This is a genomic window from Metabacillus arenae (genome assembly GCF_014773385.1).
GTDB lineage: Bacteria > Bacillota > Bacilli > Bacillales > Bacillaceae > Metabacillus_D > Metabacillus_D arenae.
In genome coordinates this window covers 20427-37912 of the sequence record NZ_JACXAI010000002.1, presented here as the reverse complement: position 1 = coordinate 37912, position 17486 = coordinate 20427, and the positions used below count along the sequence as shown (strand labels likewise).

Here is a 17486-nt window from a genome sequence, read left to right as displayed (position 1 = left end):
GGTTAATAGCTTATGAGCAAAAGAGATCCTTTACTAACTGTGAAGAATTTAAAGACATATTTTTATACGAATGAGGGGGTCATTCCCTCTGTAGATGGTGTTTCTTTCCAAATAAACAAAGGTGAAATAGTTGCTTTAGTAGGGGAATCTGGTTGTGGAAAAAGTGTAACCTCCTTATCCATTTTAGGATTAATCGATTCACCTGGAAAGATTGTCGATGGAAGCATCCTCTTTGGCGACCATGATCTTATTCATCTATCAAATAAAGAAAAAAGAAGATTGAGAGGCAATGAAATTTCGATGATTTTCCAAGAGCCATTAACCGCCCTCAATCCTGTTTTTTCAGTTGGTCACCAAATCCAAGAAGCCATTCTCGTCCATCAAGCAATCTCAAAAGAAAAAGCAAAAGAGAAATCGATAGAATTATTGAGAAGAGTTGGGATTGCTGATCCTAAAAGAGTCTTTAAGGAATTTCCACATTCACTAAGCGGGGGAATGAGACAAAGAGTCATGATCGCAATGGCATTATCCAGTAATCCAAAACTAATGATTGCGGATGAACCAACTACTGCCTTAGACGTGACGATACAAGCCCAAATTTTGGGCATTTTAAAAGGAATAACCGAAACTTTAGGAACGTCAATTTTGCTTATTACCCATGATCTTGGAGTTGTAGCAGAAGTTGCTGATCGAGTTATTGTTATGTATGCAGGTCAAATAGTAGAAGAAACAGATGTGTTTACTCTATTTCAAAGTCCACAACACCCTTATACGAAAGCATTGCTCAATAGTTCACCTAAAATGGATTTGATTCATGAGAAGCTGGAAGCAATTGAAGGGACTGTTCCAAGTCCTCTAAACATGCCTTACGGATGCAGATTTCAGCCAAGATGCCGTTTTGCTGTAGACGATTGTAAACATATTGTACCCCCATTAAAGGGAAGCAATCGGCATATGATCCGTTGTCTGTTAACAGATGAGGTAAATGAATTTGAGGTGAAGACGTGCAAAAAACATCTGAAAGCCTACTAGAGTTAAAAGGAATAAAAAAATATTTTACGGTTGATAAAAAGTGGCACTCAAGAGAATCGTCTTCGTTAAAGGCTGTAGATGGAATAGATTTAACATTATCTCAAGGAGAAATTCTTGGAATTGTCGGAGAGTCGGGGTGCGGGAAATCCACTCTTGGACAAATGATCGTGCAATTGCTGCAACCTACAGAGGGGGAAATTATTTTTGACGGAACACAACTAAATCAACTTTCCAACAAAGAATTAAGAGTGAAAAGAGCTGATATTCAAATGATTTTTCAGGATCCTTTTTCCTCTTTAAATCCAAGGATGAAAGTGTTTGATATTATCGCAGAACCTTTGAAAACTCATAAGTCTTTAACGAAAAAGGAATTAAAGATAAAAGTATTTGATTTAATGAAAACTGTGGGACTAAACGCTGATTTCAGCGATCGATATCCTCATCAATTTAGTGGAGGTCAGCGGCAGCGGATCGGAATTGCAAGAGCTCTCGCACTGAACCCAAAATTAATTGTGTGTGATGAAGCAGTATCTGCCTTAGATGTTTCAATACAGGCTCAAATATTAAATCTACTTTTAAAATTGCAAAAAGAATATAATTTATCTCTTATTTTTATCGCACATGGTATACCGGCAGTGAAATATATTTCAACACGAATTGCTGTCATGTATTTAGGAAGAATTGTAGAAATAGGAACGAAGGAACAAATTATAACGTCACCCAAACATCCTTATACAGATATATTGCTTTCTTCCATTCCAATTTCAAACCCAATATTAAGAAATGTATCGGAAAGAAAAGAAATCTCTGGAGAAATGCCAAGTCCATTAAATCTTCCTAAAGGCTGCAGGTTTCATACTAGATGTCCAATTGCTACCGATAAATGTAAACATGAAGCCCCGGAATTAATAGAAAAGGAAAATTCACATATGGTCGCTTGTCATTTTCCCCTTCAAGCCAAAAGGAGGATAGCTGATGGACACGGAACAACTTACGAATTTAACTGAAATGTATGAATCATTCTTTAAATTTAATAAATACGAGGGTATTGAACAATCCAACTCTGCTGTAGGTGCGAAATTCGGTTCTCTTCCTGTTTTACTATCAATGCCGCACTCTGTCGTTCATTATCGAAACGGTAATAGAAAGGAGGCTGATGACTACACAGGGGCTATCGGTTTACTCATGAACGATCTAACTGACTGCTATTGTATCTATTCCAAAAAAACAACAGAGGAAGATCCTAATTATGTAAACGGAGGCAGGTATAAAAAATGTTTAGAAGAGGTGATTGTGAAAAACAATATCTTATTTATGATTGATCTTCATGGTGCATCTTCAGGACGAACTTTTGACATTGATTTAGGAACGATGAATGGGAAGTCTGCGGATTTCAAACATATAGAAATGATGAAACAGGTTTTTTCCAAATATCATATTCTGGATGTAAGAGAAAACGATACATTTCCTGCGCTTCACCCGGGTACTGTTACTTCCTTTGTATCTACAAAATTGAATATTCCTTGTGTTCAAATGGAAATTCATGCAAAATATCGCACACCGTTAGAAAATCTAACTCAATTTATGAAATTGCTAGATTCTTTAAAAGAGATCGTAATGACTCTTTCAAAGGAAAGCAGGGAACAATGAAACAATTTGGAATAAGTGCAGCTCACCCTCTCGCGGTCAAATCTGGAGTCAAGGTGTTAGAAAATGGCGGGAACGGGGTAGATGCAGCAATTGCCATCTCTTTTGTTTTAGGTGTTGTAGAACCATACGCATCAGGAATCGGTGGAGGAGGTGTTATGTTACTTCACCAACGCGGTCAAAAGAATCCTTTATTTTATGATTATCGGGAATGTGCTCCCAAATCCGGCGTTATTTCAGAAGCTAAAGTAGGAGTACCAGGGCTTGTTCAAGGATTGGAAGCCATTCATCAAAAACATGGCAAATTACAATGGTGCGATCTTCTAAATGATGCGATTGATCTTGCTGAAAATGGCTTTTCTATTCATTCTATTTTCCATGAAAGATTAGTAATTGCTCAAAATATAAAAAAGGAAAAGGCTCCTCATTTTTATCCATTTGGTATGCCTTTAAAAAGCAGGGAACGATTAATTCAAAAGGAGCTGGCAAAAACCCTGCGTTATATTCAAGCTTTTGGTTCATCCTATTTTTATTTTGGTGAATTGGCGGGGAAGATAAGCGGGAAAATAGAGGGTTTAGAAGAATGTGATTTTCATAACTATAAACTGTTAAAAAGAGAGCCTGTTGTAGGCAGCTTTTCAAGTCATAGACTTTATACCGCACCAGCTCCTCTGGGGGGCATTACATTAATTCAAGCACTATCTTTAGCAGAAAAACTGAAAATTGAACAAGATAACAAAATCGATTTTCTGCTGAATTTAGCAAGAATAATGAATGAATGCCATCATGATCGAAGTCATTGGATGGGGGATCCTGATTTTGTATATGTTCCCGAAACAGAATTGATAAGTGAATCCTATATAAACAAGCTTAAAATGAGCAGCAACAAAACGAAAACTGTTTCTCTCATTAATGAGTATAACCATACCACTCATTTTAGCATTGTCGATCAAGAAGGGATGATGGTCTCAGCAACCCATACAATTAGTGATCCTTTCGGTTCAGGTATTTTAATAGACGGTTTCTTTCTAAACAATCAGTTAAGAAATTTTGAAAATGAAGCAGGATTGCCTAATAGTCCTGCACCTGGAAAAAGACCAGCAAGTCATATTGCTCCTTCTTTGCTTTTTTCAAAAGAGGGAAGCAGGATTGTGATAGGAGCATCAGGAGGCAAAAGAATACCAACTATTCTCACCCTGATATTAATTAAATTGCTGAAAAATAAAGCAGGCTTTAAACAAGCTCTTTCTGATCCAAGATTTTTTATCGAGGATTCTAGTATTTATATAGAGGAAATGTTGCCTTGCAAGGAAAAAAACTATCTAGAAAACTTGGGGTTTAAATGTTTTCCAAATACGAACCCTTTTTTCTTTGGCGGCGTTCATGGTCTTTTAATAGATGAAAATAATGTGATGAAAGGAGGTGCTGATCCTAGAAGAGGAGGAACAACAATTATAAGTGAAGCTTTCAGTAATAGTTAGTGTCTGTATGCGATAGCGAAATAGGTAATAGGCCAATTGGAGCTGCATAACGAGAGTGTGATTAAAAAGGGAGGATTATGATGGAGAAAAAATTGAAATCTATCGGAATCTGTTTTCTGCTCATATTTGTTTTGTTTCCATACCATAAAGGATTTGCATCAAGTTCTGCTATTTCAACAGGTGATTCAACAATTGATGGGCGTCCGGTAGCATGGAAAAATCGGGATCATTGGTCAACGCCAGATGGATGGAAGGTCATTCCTTATTACTATGAAGCTGATCAAACGAGTTTTGGTACAGGTGATCGATACAAATCACGGTTTAATTATATGGGAGTGACCGCGAAAGGGAGTTCAGGGATCGATCCTATCACGAGTACGCAAGTTCCTTGGGCTGGAGCAAACGATAAAGGCCTTGGTCTTGTTCAAGTAGCAGGTCACTCGCTTACTTCGAGCTTTGCCCAAGAAAATGGTTTTCCCATTTCACAGGATCTTGAAAAGGGAATGACAGGCGGTTATCTAAATCATCTCATCCTATCACGTGCAGAGCATATTGATGAAGTGGAGCAGATTCTTCGTGACACAAATGAAGGCGGAGGATTTAATCAAAGCAGTGCAAGAAACACCTCTACCATTATCTCAGTTTTTGACAGATGGGGAAATGCAGCCACTTTTGAAATAGATGGAGACAGCTTTACAAGAGACAATGTAACGAAAGAATATGCTCAAAATGCAAACGGAGATTTTGCCGATAAACATGATGACGACAAAGATATTGAAAATCCTTATGATGGAGATTACAGTGGTTTTGATTGGCGAACAAATTTTAGTAAAGTAGATTGGCAAAAACCAAATGGATTTCCGTATTTTGTTGATAATCAAAAAACTGAAGTCATTAATAATGAAGTGGTTAATAACGGAAATACGCCAGATGGTATTCATGATTGGGAATATTCCTCAAGCGCAGTTATGCGACATACGCGTGCAGGGATAAGGATGGATGACCCATTTAAAAAGGATTATCGATATTTTATCCAAAAAAATGTTGGCTCTCATGCATTAGGAACAAAATATGATATTGAAAGCTTATCAAAAAATATTGGCGATCTCCCTAGTCAAAATAAATCGACTGGATATCACCTTAACCGTTTTGTCTCCACATTCGGGGTTGTTCTCACGGGAAGCAAAATCGATGATCCGTATGACGGGAAACTTACCACCATGTGGGTAGCATTAGGTGAACCGACGGTTAGTATATTTGTTCCTCTTTTTCCTTATGCGGGTAAACCTCCTATAGAGCTTAATGATATGTATCAAAAGATCAATGAAAAAAGAAAGCAAGTGTATCATTATACAAATGATGAAGCCTGCGGCTACAGCTGTGGAAGAAATGAAATTCATGAAATTGATATCCAAGCATTAACTGGCGGAAAATATTATGGCGAAGGTGGAATTCAGGAATATACGTTTGGGATCGAAAATTGGGCCTTTGATCAATATGATTCCTTTATTGAAGATTTGAGAAATGGTGATCGTGATCATGAAACATTAAAAGCAGAAATGGCTGCCTGGCAAAAAGATATCATTAAGACAATGAAAACTCATTATATTAATGAAACTACTCCTTAATAGGATAAAGACGTCTGAAAACATTCATTCAGGCGTCTTATTAACCTAAATTAAGTGTTGAACAACCAGAATAAGGAAGGGGGTTGACACGACTTTTAATAGATTTATACCGGACTGTGTGACTTTTTAAGAATCTCAGTTAAAAGTAATCAAAGCTTATACCTCTTTTTCTTTCTAGCTAAAGTAGTGTAATCAATTCCAAGCGCATCTGCGCAACGCTTCATCGGTCTATAGTTTTCCAAAAAATAGGCAAGAACCTTTTTTTCATATTGGCCAGTCATTTCTTTTAAAGTTAATTCAGGTACTGCTGAGGGAATGAACTCTGCTTTGATATCTTGTACCTCTGTCCTCGCATTGCGTATATTGGTTGGAACCATGGAGTCATCTACGATATCTGTGTCTGATATAACAATAAGCTGTTCGACGGCATTTTTTAATTCACGTATATTCCCCGGCCATTGATAAGAAAGTAGTAAATCGATTGTGGAAGAAGAGAAAGACCTATTCATATTATGTTTCCGATTAAACATTTTTAGAAAATGGATTAAAAGAACAAACACATCCTCTTGTCTCTCACGGAGAGGGGGAATATTGAGAGACAACACATTTAATCGAAAATAGAGATCACTTCGGAATTGTTTTTCATTTATCATTTTCTCTAAATTAGCATTTGTTGCAGCAATTATCCTAACATCAATTGGTATTTGCTTCGTTCCGCCCACACGCTGGATCTTCATATCTTGTAAAACACCTAATAATTTTACTTGTAAAGATAACGGCATTTCCCCAACTTCATCTAAAAAAATCGTCCCATTATGAGCCACTTCAAACAGCCCAACTTTACCTTGGCGTCCTGCTCCAGTAAAGGAGCCAGCTTCGTATCCAAAAAGTTCTGATTCTAACAAATGCTCGGGTATCGCTCCACAATTGATTTTAACAAAAGGACCTTTATCCTTTCGATCACTTATGAAATGAATGTAATTGGCCAAAACGTCTTTACCTACTCCTGATTCTCCTAAAATTAATATAGGCGTATCGACTACAGAGAACTTGTGAGCAAGTGAAATGATTTTTTCCATGATTGTGCTGCGATAGATAATTTGATTACCATCAACGCTTGTCAGCTGTACCTCTTGCAATGTCTGCCTATACCCTTCTGTAAGCGCAGTGGTTTCATCCAATTGATGCTTTAGGTTATTAAGTTCTGTTAAATCCCGCACATTTCCAAGGGTATAAAGCAATTTCCCTTCATCGTCAAAAATTGGTGTAGCTGAAATCAATGCCTCGACTCCAGTAGGGTATGTCACCGATTTGGTAACGGTTACATTTTTCGTAATAGATTCCATGGAGGCAGAATCTTTCAACCAACCTTTTTCAACAATTTCAAATATTGTGTAATTATCCAGCTGAGAAGGAAGTAAGCCAGACATTCTTAAAAAAGAATCATTATACCAAATAGTACGTCCAGCTGGATCCGTAATGGTAATGCCGTCATATGAACTGCCTATCAGCTTACGAAGTAAAAACTCTGAATCATAATTTTTATTAAAAATTTTCTTCGCATTGTCATGGATATTCTCCATTTCTATTAATCTCCTTTATTATCCTTATCGTTAAATTGCGATATGTATAGCAATTTTGCCATAGTATTAATGCAATTTCAAATGATTATTACTGATTAGAAATATACTCCGTTTGTACAAAACATGCTCAAAAATCTAAAGAAACTAGAAGGTCGACACCAATAAATGTAATAAAGTTAAACTCTCCATTAAAACTGCTTATAAAAACAAGTCATTGATATAAATGGGTAACCAATGACTAATGAAAGGCTGACCAGGCTTACAAATTAGTAGAAGGCAATGAAGGTATCTATTTTATTCAATCTTAAATTTCTGTTTACTATAAATTTTTATGGCAAAAACGCAATTATTATAGCGTTTTTGCCATAGTATTTATGCTATTTTAATTGAAAAATTAATTGGCCGATCATATAATGTTAAATGTTTTGGAAAAATCCTGTCCTTCCATAGTTGGCACGTAAATTGCATCAAGTAAATCAAGCAAGCTAAGGAAGAATGATCATCATTATAAAGAGGGAATTTTTTCGATTAGGAATGGTTGTAAATGAAATTGTTATTCATTAATGCTTAAAAGGTTCAATAAAAGAAGTTTAACTGCTTAAAAAATTAAAAGAAGAGGTGAAGGTTTATGTTGGAATTAAGTAAAAACCATGATTTGACTGGGCAAGCAGCGATTGTAACAGGAGCTGCCCGCGGAATTGGAGCAGCGTGTGCATATGCCCTTGCTCGAAATGGAGCAAATGTTGTTATCGTCGATTTATTATCTGCCGAGGAGATTATTAATAAGATCAACAACGATTTTCCTAATAGTGAAACAGCTTCCTACCAGATTGATATCCGAAAAAGAGAAGAAGTTCAACTAGTCATTGATGAAAGCGCTAACAAATGGGGGAGGATTGATATTGTTGTAAATAACGCTGGTACTTGCGGCCGAATTGGATTAGATAATATGACTGATGATGATTGGTCTAGGGATTTAGATACAAATCTTGGAGGAACATTTTTGTTCACCCAACTGGCAATCCACCCTCATATGATTAACCAAGGTTATGGGAAAATCGTAAACGTTAGTTCCATTGCCGGTATTATGGGTGGACCAACTTCTAATCATGAAGGAGCTGAATCAGGCCGCTCTGGTCCTGCTTATGCTGCTTCAAAAGGGGGTGTCATTGCTTTTAGTAAATGGGTGGCAAAAGAAGTAGGCAAACATGGGATTACTTGTAATAGTGTAGCTCCGGGAGCTGTAGAGTCAGAGATGACGAAAAGTTTAAATTATCCATTAGATAATCAACCAATCAAACGAATGGGATCTGCCGAGGATATTGCTGAAGCAGTTGTCTATCTTGCTTCCCCTGCTTCAAATTATGTAACAGGTCAAGTTATTAAAGTGTGTGGAGGACTGGCAATTGGGTAACAAAGGAGGGCTAGAAGTGATCAGCGAAAAAGTTCAAAACCACTCTATATATGATGAAAAGAACGGGATTATCTTTGGGGCATTAACGGAAGGTTCTGACATTATGGAAGGGATTATGAAAGAATATAAGAAATACGATGTTCACTCGGGAGTTGTAACCTGCATCGGTTCTCTTTCTCAAGCAGGATATGTGTACCTAATAAAAGACGAAAACGGAAAATTGACTTATAGTGATTTAATCATTGAGAATGGACCGATCGAGCTTGTAAAAGGCTCGGGATTTTTGTGCAAAAATGAAGATGGAATGACCGATTTCCATTTACATGCTTTATTTGGTGATGATCAGGGAAACATTTTTGGAGGTCATATTTTCCCTGGCAACAATCCAACATTAATTACAGTTGAGTTCACCATTCAAGTTGGAAAAGGCATTGAGGCCGTTCGTACATTTAAACAACAGTTAGGATTTCAAACCATTACTTTTAAGAAAGGAGATTCATAAAATTGGAGACATTGGGCAAAGTCTATTTGAAAACGTTTAATAAGAGGACAAATGAACAAGCTTTATTGGATGGATCCAAGGCTTATACATTTTCTCAATTAAAAGAACGTTCATTGCGTTTAGCCAACGCTTTAATTTCACAACGTTTATCCAAAGGAGACCGTGTAGCCATTCTAATGTCGAACCGAATGGAGCATATTGAATTAGATGTAGCGATTGCGATTGCAGGACTTATCAAAGTACCGTTAAATTATCGACTACACCCAAAAGAACATCAATATGCTTTGGAGGACTCGGGAGCAAGCATATTAATTGGAGAAGACTATTTAATTGAACATGTTAACTGTAAGATTCCTGTTGTAAAAGTAGGAAATGAGTACGAAGCTTGGATTGCTTCGTTTCCAAATAGCGAACCGAAGATAGAGGTTCAAGAGAATGATGTATATGCGATTATGTACACCTCTGGTACTACTGGAAGGCCAAAAGGAGCGATGTTGTCGCACCGTAATTTTATATCAAGTTCACTTGCTTTGATCACCACATGCGATATGACTCAAGAAGATGTGGTTGGCCATGCAGCGCCACTAACACATGGATCAAATTTCCTTGCACATAGCGCGTTATTATTAGGGATTAAACAAGTGATTTTTAATAAATTCGAACCTGAATATTTTCTAGAATCTATCGAAAAAGAACGAATTACAACATTTTTCCTCGTTCCGACCATGGTTAATCTAATGATTCACGAAGAAAGCTTACCATCGCGTGATCTTAGTTCATTGAAAACAATTAATATGGCAGGAGCTCCAATGGCCTCGGAAAAAATAAAATTGGCACTTGATATTCTGGGACCTAAAATTGTGGAAACATTTGGGCAGATTGAAGCACCAATGACAATTACTGCGATGCCAAGACACGAACTAGGGAAAAGACTCGCTTCTTGCGGTGCGCCTGGACCTTTTGTTGAGGTTAAAATCGTAGATGATCACGGTAAGGAAGTTTCATCTGGAAATATTGGTGAAATTATTTGCCGTGGATCATTGGTCATGAAGGGTTATTGGAATAATGAAGAGGCAACTGCTGATGCAATTAAAAATGGTTGGTTACATACTGGTGATCTTGGGTGGGCAGATGAAAACGGCTTTCTCCACATTGTGGATCGAAAAAAAGATGTCATTATTAGCGGCGGGGCCAATACGTACCCACGCGAAGTAGAGGAAGTATTAAATTTACATCCCGCTGTAAAAGAAACATGCGTATTTGGTGTCCCTGATGAAAAGTGGGGGGAATCAGTTTGTGCACATGTTGTGCTTCGCGATGAAGAGCATGTGACAGTGCAGGAACTCATTGACTTGTGTAAAGAACATCTTGCTAGTTTTAAAAAGCCGAAGCAAATTTATATTGTTGATCGTCTGCCAAAAAGTTCTTACGGAAAAATAATGCGAAAAGAAATTCGAGAATCATATTGGAGGAAAACGGTATGAGAAATGCTTCAGTTATTGGACTTGGAATGACCAAATTTGGTAAGAATGAGGCTTCCTTAAAATCACTCGCAATTTCAGCTTGTAAAGAAGCCTTAATTGATGCAGGAAATCCAAAGGTTGATGCCATTTATGTAGGAAATTTTCTAGGCGGACAACTTGCCGGACAAGAAATTATCGGCTCAATATTGGCTAAAGAATTAGGACTAGGTCCAATCCCAGCAACAAAAACGGAAGGAGCCTGTGCCTCCGGCGGAATTGCCTTTCGTCAGGCTTATCATATGGTCGCTGCTGGTATTTACGATACGGTGTTGGTTGCAGGGGTTGAAAAGATGACTCATGCTTCTACGAATCTCGTCACTCAAGCTATTAATTCAGCTATGGATAATGATTCAAATGAAGGGATTTCTGGACTTACATTCCCGGGATTTTTCGGCGTGGTTGCCAATCGTTATATGTATGAATACGGAGCAAAAGAAGAGCATCTGGCCATGGTGGCTGTTAAAAATCGGGAGTATGCTATGCATAATCCGAAAGCCCAGTTCCAAAAGGAAACAAGCATCGATGAAATAATGCATGCACGTCCAATTACATCACCTCTGGGATTGTTTCACTGTTCCCCAATTACAGACGGTGCTGCAGCTGTTGTTATTACTGCGGGTAATACAGGAGTAAAAGTTCTTGCATCAGGTCAGGCGTCAGGACCTCCGCTTATGCAGGATATTCCTGATTTATTAAGTATAGAAGCTATTCAAGAATCTGCCCGCCAGGCCTATGAGGAAGCAGGTCTTGGACCAGACGATATTGATGTAGTCGAACTTCATGATTGTTTTGCCATGACTGAGATATTAGCTATTGAAGACTTGGGACTGTTTGAAAAAGGAACTGGGTGGAAAGCAGTCGAACAAGGTTTGACGAAGCATGGAGGAAAAGTTCCTGTTAACACAAGTGGTGGACTCCTATCACGCGGACATCCGATTGGTGCGACAGGCATATCGCAAATTGTTCAAATTGTCAGTCAGCTTCGAAGAACAGCTGTCAATCAAGTTGAGGGAGTAAGAATAGGGCTTGCGCAAAATTTAGGAGGAACAGGCGCATTCTCTACGGTCCATATTTTCGAAGGAAGCGGGGTGTAAACATGGACATTACATTACTTATATGTGAAAAATGCGACAAAAAGTTTATTCAACCAAAATATGCATGTCCTAATTGTCATAACGGTGATCTGATTGAAAAGAAAACAAGTGGGAAAGGAACAATTTACTCCTTCACAACGATCTATACTGCACCAGAAATGTTTACTTCACAGGTTCCCTATCATATTGTTCTAGTTGATTTAGATAATGGACCGCGAATTACAGCTCGAATGGTCGATGGTGAACCTATTATCGATCGGAAGGTTGAACTAGTTGACATTGAAAACTCAGTCTACTGGTTTTCAATAAATAAAGATTAATAGTATAATTGTCTTAATTTTTTATCAGGAATTCGGTTTAACTCGAGTTCCTGCTTTATAACTGAGCTAGCTGGGGGGAAGTTGAGTGAAGAAATTAGTAATTTGTTTTGTAAGCGCTATCATTTCAGTTGGGTTAGCTGGATGTGGAACTGTAGTAGACGGATCAGCAAAAGAGAAAAGCTACAATTTGAAAATGTCTGTTACAGTAAGTGAATCTTCTACTTGGTATAAGGGAGCCATGCATTTTGCCAAAGAAGTGGAAGAAAAAACAAATGGCCGTATTAAGACTAAAGTATATGCAAATGAACAGTTGTCTGCTGGAGATTCGGCTAAAGGTGTTGAAATGCTTTTAAAAGGGTCGACAGATCTAAGTTATCACTCACCGATTATTTATTCTGTTTTTGAGAAGCGGCTTGGTGTTATCTCTGCACCATTTTTATTTAAAAACTTGGAAGAGGCAGATAAGAAAATGAAGGGAGAAGGCGGCGAAGCCCTTAAGAAAATTCTTTTAGAAAATGGCATTGAACCATTAGGTTTTGGTGAAAGCGGATTCCGGCAGGTTACAAATAATGTTAGGCCGATAAAAAATCCTGAAGATATTGAGAATCTGAAAATTCGTATTCCTGGAATTAAAATGTTTTCAGATTTATGGAGAGAATTAGGAGCTGATCCTACAACAATGGCTTTTTCAGAAGTGTTTACAGCTCTTCAACAAGGAACAATAGACGGACAGGAAAACCCAATTGATGTTATTAAATCTTCTAAATTGGAGGAAGTTCAAAAATACATTAGTATGTGGAATTACTCCTACGACCCGCTTATTTTTGGAATGAATAAAGAAAAATTCGATAGTATGCATCCAGATGATCAAAAAATAATTAAAAAGGCGGCGGAAAACGCAAACAAATATCAAATAAAACTAGCGAGAGAGCAAGAACAAAGACAGATTGAGGAATTAAAGGCAGCAGGAATGGAATTTGTTTATCCGACAGATGCTGAAATCGAATTGTTTAGGAAAGCATCCGAAAAAATTTATGAGGAATATGAGTCTATATGGGGATCAGACTTGCTTGAAACGTTTCGAAAATAAAATCCATCATAATGGAGGGATGTATATGTCTAAAGTGATTAGTTATATTGAAAACTTTATTCTCGCTATTACAATGTTGGCAATGTCAGTCATCACCTTTACAAATGTCATTTCAAGATACTTCTTTCACTATTCATTGTCATTTACCGAGGAAATTACAATTAATCTCTTTGTGTTGCTTACATTTTTTGGTGCTGCGGTAGGGTTACGGAAAAATGCTCACCTTGGATTTTCATTACTATTTGAAAAAGCAAATGTTATCTCAAAAAAGGTTCTTATTTTGTTTAGTACCGCTCTTATCTCTACTGTGTTTTTTCTTCTTGCTTACTACGGTTATGATATGATGCTGTTTCAAATGGAAAGAAAACTGATTACACCATCACTTGGCATGCAGCAATGGGTATTTTCAATGGTCCTTCCTATTGGCAGTATTTTCTGCTTATATCGGTCAATAGAGGTGGGAGTCAAAGAGTGGAAAGATCTTAATAAAGTAGAGGGGATGAATTCATGAACGCGCTTATCTTATTCGGACTATTTGCGCTTTTCGTATTGCTCAGAGTCCCTATCGCCATTGCACTTGCTGGTTCTTCAATAGCTGTTATTCTAATCAATTGGGGTTTCTCAAGCTTTACTCTCCTGCCAGATATCCTGTATGCAAGCATTGCGAAATTCACACTGCTGGCAATTCCATTTTTCATCCTTGCAGGAGTCATTATGGAATATGCAGGAATATCACGAAGGCTGATTAACTTTGCGAATGTATGTGTAGGTCATTTTAAAAGCGGCATTATTCTAGTCACTGTGATTACAGCGATTTTCTTTGCAGCAATTTCAGGATCGGGTCCAGCTACTGTAGCAGCGATTGGTGGTATCTTAATTCCGGCGCTTGTTAAAAATGGTATGAGAAAAGAATCAGCGAGCGCCCTGTTGGCTAGTTCCGGTGCAATAGGAATTGTTATTCCTCCAAGTATTGCGATGATCGTTTTTGCCATTGTATCTGGAGATCAATTAAACATTTCGATTGAGCGATTGTTTCTTGCAGGAGTCATCCCAGGTCTTCTTCTCGGAATTGGCTTTATTATCGCAGCGATTTATGCAAGAAAACGAGATTTGCTAAATCATGTACTTCCAGTAAATGAAGTTGCTGCAACAATTGAAACTAGAGAGAAGGCAACCCCAAAAGAAGTGTTTCGTGCATTTCGTGAAGCTATATGGGGACTTCTAATGCCGGTCATTATTTTAGGAGGAATTTATGGCGGTATTTTTACTCCGACAGAAGCTGCAGTTGTAGCAGTATTTTATGGATTTTTTGTTGGTATATTTATTTACCGCGATTTGAAAATTTCACAAATTTATCGAATTCTATATGAATCCGGAGTTCAAACAGCTGTCATCATGTTAATTGTCAGTGCAGCCTCCTTATTTGCTTATATCATCACAACAGAAGAAATTGCCAAATCGATTGCTGATTCATTACTATCCATCAGTTCAAATCCTATCATCATTCTATTGCTTTTAAATGTGATTTTACTTATTGCAGGTGCATTTATTGATGCCATTTCAGCTTTTTATATTTTCGTACCGATCTTAATTCCTGTGATCCTTCATTTCAATATTGATCCAACCGTATTCGGGATCTTTATGACTGTAAATTTAGCGATTGGTTTGTTTACCCCTCCAGTAGGAATCAACCTCTATGTTGCTTGTGGAATAGGGAATGTAAAACTTCATAGTATTTCTAAAGCGATTTTGCCATTTTTAATTTCTGCTATAGTTGTCTTACTTCTAATAACTTATATTCCAGAGCTTTCAACATTTTTGCCGGATTTGTTGAATGTTAGATAGGGTTTAGACATGCTGGAACAATCAATGGTTAATAGTAATATTTTCAGTTAACATTAGATATTTAACATACGAAAATGATTAACCTTCTTTCTAAAAGGAATTATGAATTTGCTTTGGGATTATGTGAAAACAAGACCTTATATTACCGATAAATCAATTCACATTTAAAGGAAAAAGTAGAATTGTTTCATATCTTTTTTCTTGGTAAGTTGCTTATTATCAAGTGTATTCTTTTGCAAAAACCAAGTATCATGAAAAAAGCTCAGGAGTTAGTTTCTGGGCTTTTTTGTTTCCGTTTTAACCCTAAGTATCTTTTACATACCCTTTAAATCTAAATTTAAATTAAAATGGAAGTTTTATTATATAAATTGAATGGTCATTTTCATTTTGTCAGAAGATATATTTACACATGTTTTAAATTAAATAGGTTTCGATTCTTTGAAAAAGGGTAAAAACATCATTGTGAAATAATAAATTTCTTATGATAACTTAATGGAGGCCATTCATGATTCAATTAAAAAACATTTCGAAAAGGTACAATGATGGTTTTGAAGCTTTAAAAAATATTCATTTAGAGCTTGAAGACGGAAAAATACATGTCATTATTGGACCAAGCGGGTGTGGGAAATCCACCACTATGAAATTGATTAACCGCTTAATCACACCGTCAGAAGGAAAGGTACACATAAACAAAGAGGATATTGCCCAAAAAAATCCTGTTGAGCTGCGCAGGAAAATAGGATATGTGATCCAGAGTATCGGTTTATTTCCCCATATGACGATAGCAGACAATGTAGCGGTAGTGCCTAAGCTATTAAAATGGGAAGAAAATAAAATCCAAGGAAAAGTAAATGAATTACTAAATCTGGTTCATTTAGAGCCAGAAACCTATCGAAATCGTTATCCGAGTGAATTGAGCGGAGGACAGCAGCAGAGGGTAGGAGTCATTAGAGCACTTGCGGCTGAACCCGATATTATTTTAATGGATGAACCTTTCAGCGCACTTGATCCTATCAGCAGAGAGCAACTGCAAGATGAATTAATCAATTTGCAGGAAGAATTAAAGAAAACGATCATTTTTGTTACCCATGATATGGATGAAGCTATAAAAATAGCCGACAATATTATTCTGATGAAAGATGGAGAAGTTATTCAAGTTGGCTCCCCCGACGCGATCTTAAGACATCCTGCAAATGACTTCGTAAAAGAGTTTATTGGGAAGAAGAGATTAAAAGACCATGCATCTGCAGAATCAGGCATTTCTATGGACATTGAGGACATTCCTACTGTTGACGAGGTGATGATTGAAAAACCAGCTACCGCTTATCCGGAAAGAGGACTTGCAGCAGCATTAAAGCTTATGGAGCAGCGAAAAGTAGATTCATTAATAGTCATTGATCATCAGAAACTGCTTTTAGGTTACGCGCCGATCTTAAACGTTCTTGGACAGTACCGTGATGAATCAAAAACATTAAAAGATGTTATGCAGCCGTTTTCGTTTACTGTTCAATCCAATAGTCCTTTTACTGTCGCTTTAGACTATATGAGCCAGCATAATCTGCCTTATGTACCAGTCATTACAGAAGAAAATAAATTCTTGGGAGTTATCACGCGAGGAAGTATGGTCAGGTTAATGGCAGACGTATTCCCTACAGAGGGAGAGGTTATATAAATGCAATTATTACAAGATTATTTTGCTTTCCTGCAAGAAAGATACCCCGATGTACTTGCAAGAACTGTTGAACACTTAACAATCGTTGCACTCGCTGTATTATTTGGGAGCCTAGTCGCCATCACGACAGGAATTATATTAACCCGTTTTAAGGAAGGGCCAATAAAAGGAATCGTTTTTGGAGCTGTTAACATATTTCAAACAATTCCTACAATAGCATTGCTTGCGATGCTGATTCCTTTGTTTGGAATTGGGATGACACCAGCAGTATTCGCGCTATTTCTGTATTCTCTCCTTCCTTTGCTTCGCAATACCTATTCAGGGATTAAAGAGGTAGATGACAGTATCATTGAATCTGCCAGAGGAATGGGCTTCAGCTCCTTACAAAGGCTGTGGAAAATTGAACTCCCATTAGCGTTTCCTTATATATTGTCAGGAATCAGACTAACAACTGTATATATTATCAGCTGGACAACATTAGCAGCTCTAATCGGAGCTGGCGGCTTAGGTGATTTAATTGTTGCTGGAATGTCAAATAATGATAACTTTCTCATTTTTACTGGCACAATAAGTGCAATTATTTTAGCACTTATTGTTGACATCGCCCTTGGCTTTTTCAGTAAAAAACGTGATAAAGCGGAAATATAGTGATACA

At 37.3% G+C, this 17486-nt stretch carries 16 protein-coding genes; 15 read left to right on the top strand and 1 reads right to left on the bottom strand.

Annotated features, from left to right (window positions below; genetic code table 11):
- Positions 1–12: 12 nt before the first annotated feature.
- From IC621_RS01755 to IC621_RS01735, 5 genes are all read left to right on the top strand, one after another.
- Complete coding sequence (locus tag IC621_RS01755; protein ID WP_191155146.1) at positions 13–1032, top strand: ABC transporter ATP-binding protein; 1020 nt, start codon at positions 13–15, stop codon at positions 1030–1032.
- Positions 1005–2039 carry an ABC transporter ATP-binding protein gene (locus tag IC621_RS01750; protein WP_191155144.1) on the top strand — a complete coding sequence of 345 codons (1035 nt, stop codon included), beginning with the start codon at positions 1005–1007 and terminating at the stop codon, positions 2037–2039. Before IC621_RS01755 ends, IC621_RS01750 begins: the two co-directional genes overlap by 28 nt.
- Complete coding sequence (locus IC621_RS01745) at positions 2008–2682, top strand: N-formylglutamate amidohydrolase (RefSeq protein ID WP_191155142.1); 675 nt, start codon at positions 2008–2010, stop codon at positions 2680–2682. Before IC621_RS01750 ends, IC621_RS01745 begins: the two co-directional genes overlap by 32 nt.
- Complete coding sequence (locus IC621_RS01740; RefSeq protein ID WP_191155140.1) at positions 2679–4160, top strand: gamma-glutamyltransferase family protein; 1482 nt, start codon at positions 2679–2681, stop codon at positions 4158–4160. Before IC621_RS01745 ends, IC621_RS01740 begins: the two co-directional genes overlap by 4 nt.
- An 80-nt stretch (positions 4161–4240) precedes the next feature.
- Positions 4241–5788 carry a C45 family peptidase gene (locus IC621_RS01735; protein ID WP_191155138.1) on the top strand — a complete coding sequence of 516 codons (1548 nt, stop codon included), beginning with the start codon at positions 4241–4243 and terminating at the stop codon, positions 5786–5788.
- 149 nt (positions 5789–5937) lie between these two features.
- Here IC621_RS01735 and IC621_RS01730 read toward each other — a convergent pair whose 3' ends face one another.
- Positions 5938–7371 (bottom strand): sigma-54 interaction domain-containing protein, encoded by a 1434-nt coding sequence (locus tag IC621_RS01730; protein ID WP_191155136.1) that lies wholly within the window; start codon positions 7369–7371, stop codon positions 5938–5940.
- Between the two features lie 628 nt (positions 7372–7999).
- On the opposite strand from IC621_RS01730, the gene IC621_RS01725 reads away from it, so the two are divergent.
- The 10 genes from IC621_RS01725 to IC621_RS01680 all read left to right on the top strand — a co-directional run bounded on the left by IC621_RS01725 (position 8000) and on the right by IC621_RS01680 (position 17479).
- Positions 8000–8785, top strand: coding sequence for an SDR family NAD(P)-dependent oxidoreductase (locus IC621_RS01725; protein ID WP_191155134.1), 786 nt, complete (start codon positions 8000–8002; stop codon positions 8783–8785).
- 16 nt (positions 8786–8801) lie between these two features.
- Complete coding sequence (locus tag IC621_RS01720) at positions 8802–9287, top strand: PCC domain-containing protein (RefSeq protein ID WP_191155132.1); 486 nt, start codon at positions 8802–8804, stop codon at positions 9285–9287.
- A gap of 2 nt (positions 9288–9289) precedes the next feature.
- Positions 9290–10771: a class I adenylate-forming enzyme family protein gene (locus tag IC621_RS01715; protein ID WP_191155130.1), complete on the top strand. Its 1482-nt coding sequence runs from the start codon at positions 9290–9292 to the stop codon at positions 10769–10771.
- On the top strand, positions 10768–11904 hold the full coding sequence (locus IC621_RS01710; RefSeq protein ID WP_191155128.1) for a thiolase domain-containing protein: 1137 nt from the start codon (positions 10768–10770) through the stop codon (positions 11902–11904). Before IC621_RS01715 ends, IC621_RS01710 begins: the two co-directional genes overlap by 4 nt.
- Before the next feature lie 2 nt (positions 11905–11906).
- A complete protein-coding gene (locus IC621_RS01705; RefSeq protein WP_191155126.1) occupies positions 11907–12224 on the top strand; it encodes a Zn-ribbon domain-containing OB-fold protein in 318 nt (105 codons plus the stop codon).
- An 85-nt stretch (positions 12225–12309) separates the two neighbouring features.
- A complete protein-coding gene (locus IC621_RS01700; RefSeq protein WP_318152995.1) occupies positions 12310–13314 on the top strand; it encodes a DctP family TRAP transporter solute-binding subunit in 1005 nt (334 codons plus the stop codon).
- Positions 13315–13339: 25 nt separating this feature from the next.
- Positions 13340–13825, top strand: coding sequence for a TRAP transporter small permease (locus IC621_RS01695; protein ID WP_191155124.1), 486 nt, complete (start codon positions 13340–13342; stop codon positions 13823–13825).
- A complete protein-coding gene (locus tag IC621_RS01690; RefSeq protein ID WP_191155122.1) occupies positions 13822–15159 on the top strand; it encodes a TRAP transporter large permease in 1338 nt (445 codons plus the stop codon). Before IC621_RS01695 ends, IC621_RS01690 begins: the two co-directional genes overlap by 4 nt.
- 505 nt (positions 15160–15664) lie before the next feature.
- Complete coding sequence (locus IC621_RS01685; RefSeq protein ID WP_191155120.1) at positions 15665–16831, top strand: ABC transporter ATP-binding protein; 1167 nt, start codon at positions 15665–15667, stop codon at positions 16829–16831.
- Positions 16832–17479 carry an ABC transporter permease gene (locus IC621_RS01680; RefSeq protein WP_191155118.1) on the top strand — a complete coding sequence of 216 codons (648 nt, stop codon included), beginning with the start codon at positions 16832–16834 and terminating at the stop codon, positions 17477–17479.
- Positions 17480–17486: the final 7 nt, after the last annotated feature.

Bases quoted from the DNA above. Each gene is read 5' to 3' on its own strand.
- IC621_RS01755 (WP_191155146.1), top strand. From the start codon at position 13: ATGAGCAAAAGAGATCCTTTACTAACTGTGAAGAATTTAAAGACATAT.
- IC621_RS01745 (WP_191155142.1), top strand. From the start codon at position 2,008: ATGGACACGGAACAACTTACGAATTTAACTGAAATGTATGAATCATTC.
- IC621_RS01740 (WP_191155140.1), top strand. From the start codon at position 2,679: ATGAAACAATTTGGAATAAGTGCAGCTCACCCTCTCGCGGTCAAATCT.
- IC621_RS01735 (WP_191155138.1), top strand. From the start codon at position 4,241: ATGGAGAAAAAATTGAAATCTATCGGAATCTGTTTTCTGCTCATATTT.
- IC621_RS01730 (WP_191155136.1), bottom strand. From the start codon at position 7,371: ATGGAGAATATCCATGACAATGCGAAGAAAATTTTTAATAAAAATTAT.
- IC621_RS01725 (WP_191155134.1), top strand. From the start codon at position 8,000: ATGTTGGAATTAAGTAAAAACCATGATTTGACTGGGCAAGCAGCGATT.
- IC621_RS01710 (WP_191155128.1), top strand. From the start codon at position 10,768: ATGAGAAATGCTTCAGTTATTGGACTTGGAATGACCAAATTTGGTAAG.
- IC621_RS01705 (WP_191155126.1), top strand. From the start codon at position 11,907: ATGGACATTACATTACTTATATGTGAAAAATGCGACAAAAAGTTTATT.
- IC621_RS01695 (WP_191155124.1), top strand. From the start codon at position 13,340: ATGTCTAAAGTGATTAGTTATATTGAAAACTTTATTCTCGCTATTACA.
- IC621_RS01690 (WP_191155122.1), top strand. From the start codon at position 13,822: ATGAACGCGCTTATCTTATTCGGACTATTTGCGCTTTTCGTATTGCTC.
- IC621_RS01685 (WP_191155120.1), top strand. From the start codon at position 15,665: ATGATTCAATTAAAAAACATTTCGAAAAGGTACAATGATGGTTTTGAA.
- IC621_RS01680 (WP_191155118.1), top strand. From the start codon at position 16,832: ATGCAATTATTACAAGATTATTTTGCTTTCCTGCAAGAAAGATACCCC.